The sequence below is a fragment of the Vibrio sp. V19_P1S1T109 genome, assembly GCF_002241375.1.
Taxonomy (GTDB): Bacteria; Pseudomonadota; Gammaproteobacteria; order Enterobacterales; family Vibrionaceae; genus Vibrio; species Vibrio anguillarum.
The window spans coordinates 1-2,771 of sequence record NZ_NDIM01000326.1 but is presented as its reverse complement, the minus strand read 5'-3'; the positions used below and the strand labels follow the sequence as shown (position 1 = coordinate 2,771).

2 protein-coding genes are annotated in these 2,771 nt (G+C 43.0%); both read left to right on the top strand.

Going from position 1 to position 2,771, the window contains the following annotated elements; genetic code table 11:
• Positions 1–1,542, top strand: a 1,542-nt coding sequence (locus B9J87_RS15595) for an ABC transporter ATP-binding protein (RefSeq protein ID WP_094151623.1), incomplete at its 5' end; no start/stop codon positions are given.
• Positions 1,543–1,551: 9 nt separating this feature from the next.
• A partial coding sequence (locus B9J87_RS15590) for a DUF3466 family protein (RefSeq protein ID WP_141201585.1) occupies positions 1,552–2,771 on the top strand: 1,220 nt, incomplete at its 3' end.

Sequence of the window (2,771 nt, the reverse complement as noted above, 5' to 3'; positions counted from 1 at the left end):
CAGCTAGAGCATACAGGGGCATGGCGTTTTGAAGAACGTATTCAAAATGTTCTGGCGGCGTTGAAACTGGATGGCCACACCAAACTAACGGATTTATCCGGTGGATGGCAGCGTAAAGCGGCTCTTGCAAGAGCACTAGTGTGTGATCCTGATGTCCTTTTGCTTGATGAACCGACTAACCACCTTGATGTAACCACCATCGAATGGCTCGAAGGCTTTTTGAAAGATTTTAGAGGCTCGATCATCTTTGTATCGCATGACCGGACGTTCATCCACTCAATGGCGACACGCATTGTTGATCTTGACCGCGGCAAGCTCAGCTCGTTTCCTGGTGATTATGATCAGTACCTTGTCGCCAAGGAAGAAGCCTTGCGCGTAGAAGAGATGCAAAATGCCGAGTTTGATAAGAAATTGGCCCAAGAAGAAGTTTGGATTCGCCAAGGCATCAAAGCGCGTCGTACTCGTAACGAAGGGCGTGTAAGAGCACTCAAGAAGCTAAGAGAAGAGCGTAATGATCGCCGTGAGGTACAGGGCAAAGCAAACTTGCAAATCGATGACGCTGCGCGTTCAGGAAAAATTGTCTTCGAAGCGAAGGATATTAGCTATAGCATTGATGGCAAAAACATTGTCTCGAACTTCAGTTTCAATATCATGCGTGGTGATCGCATTGCACTTATTGGCCCTAACGGATGCGGTAAAAGTACGCTGCTGAAACTGCTGTTGGGTGATTTACAACCTCAGAGTGGCAAATTACATTGCGGTACCAAACTTGAAGTTGCTTATTTTGATCAGTACCGTGAGATCCTCGATCCTGAGAAGTCGGTAATTGACAACTTAGCTGACGGAAAACAAGAAGTGATGGTGGCTGGGCGCCCACGGCACGCATTAAGCTACTTACAAGATTTCTTGTTTGCCCCTAAACGTGCGAGAACGCCAGTAAAAGCGCTATCTGGTGGTGAGAAAAACAGACTGTTGCTTGCTCGTATTTTCCTCAAACCGAATAATTTATTGATTTTAGATGAACCAACCAACGATTTAGATATCGAAACTTTGGAACTTTTAGAAGATTTGCTTGCCAATTACCAAGGCACATTGCTGCTTGTCAGCCACGATCGTCAATTTGTTGATAATACTGTAACAACGAGTTGGATTTTTGAAGGCGATGGCAAAATTGAAGAATTTGTTGGAGGCTATCACGATGCTCAGCAACAAAGAGCTCAGGTTTTGCAGTCACGAGTTGCTGAAAATGTCAGCAATAAAGAAAAAGTGGTTGAGGAAACTCTCAAAACAGCGCCAATTAAGACAAAACCTAAAAAGTTATCTTATAAACTGCAGCGAGAAATGGATGAGTTGCCCGCAATGTTAGAGCAACTTGAGAATGATATTGAAATGCTTCAACAGCAAGTGAACGATCCTGAGTTTTTCATGCAATCAGCAGACAAAACACAGCCCGTTTTAGATAAGTTAACTGCGAAAGAGCAGGAGCTTGAAATTGCTTTCGAGCGCTGGGAAGAGCTCGAAGCAATGCAACAGGAAAGTTAGAGATTATTAATGAGTAGTAAAACATTTAAAATCACCGTAATTGCGGCCAGTATTCTGGCTGCCACTCAAGCTCATGCTGCACTTTACCAAATTGTAGAAGTGACACCCGGTAATTTAGTCGCTAATGAATATTATGGAAGGGCAATACAAAAAGATAACCTTTCAGCAAATCCTCTTGGATGTTTTACGGCCGGAAATAGCTGTAATACTTTTGCACTCGGTGGCGATACGCTCAATGGTTCTGATGGTATTTCATACCGTGATGAAGTGCCATTCAAAATGGATAATCGTTTTGTTTACCAGGATATTGATGATCTCAAAAGCTATTGCTCTAACGAATTAGGTTATTCTACTTGTGCTGCCTGGGCCGATAAGCAGTGGCACGGTTTTGAGTACAATGGTGTTGAAACTGGCGGCTTAAAACGTGAACGCGATGCTTGGGATAATGGCAGTTATCTACAAAATGCAGCAGCCTTTGTAGGCTCATCGAAAGTAGCATTGCCTTTTGGTCCTATTGCAAATACTCAGAATACCGTTTTAACTGGGTTAGACGGCACTGCTGCCTTTGGTATTACGAGCAGCGGTTACACACACTCTGGAAGTAATTACGCTCTAGGCTACCGTCAACGTGGTTTTTATGGTCAGACAATATTAAACCCACCAACAGATACGTCCATTGTTAGCGATACTAACAATAAAATTGTTGAAAAAATGGGTCGAACATTTGCCTATGATGTATTTGGTGATAGCCCAAATAAGTTTGTAGTCGGCAGTGCATCGGTAAGCTCTTACCTAACTGGAAATAGCGATGACGACAATAAAGATTATAACGGTGATGTTAACTCTTGTGTGAATGATGGTCTCGATCCACAGTTAACTCGTCAGTGTCAAAATTTTGCTTTTGCCACTCAAGCCTATATTTGGGATGTGACAGATACTAGCAATATAAAGAGTTACCGCGTAACAGGTTGGATTGGTGATGTCACCGCTAATCGCAGTGGCTATTCGGCACAAGCAAGTGTAAGAGGCGCTGCTATTCCAACATCAGGTAATTACGCTAACAAGCCGGTTATGGCCGGTTTTAATACCTATCGCGATGACAATGTGTTTAGAATGCAAGCAACGGTATTCTATCCCAAGGATGCTTATACACAACCAGCTAATGATGTATGGGAAAGTAAAGTTATTTTTGGCACAGAACTGAAAGTGGATGGAGATGTGATTTATTC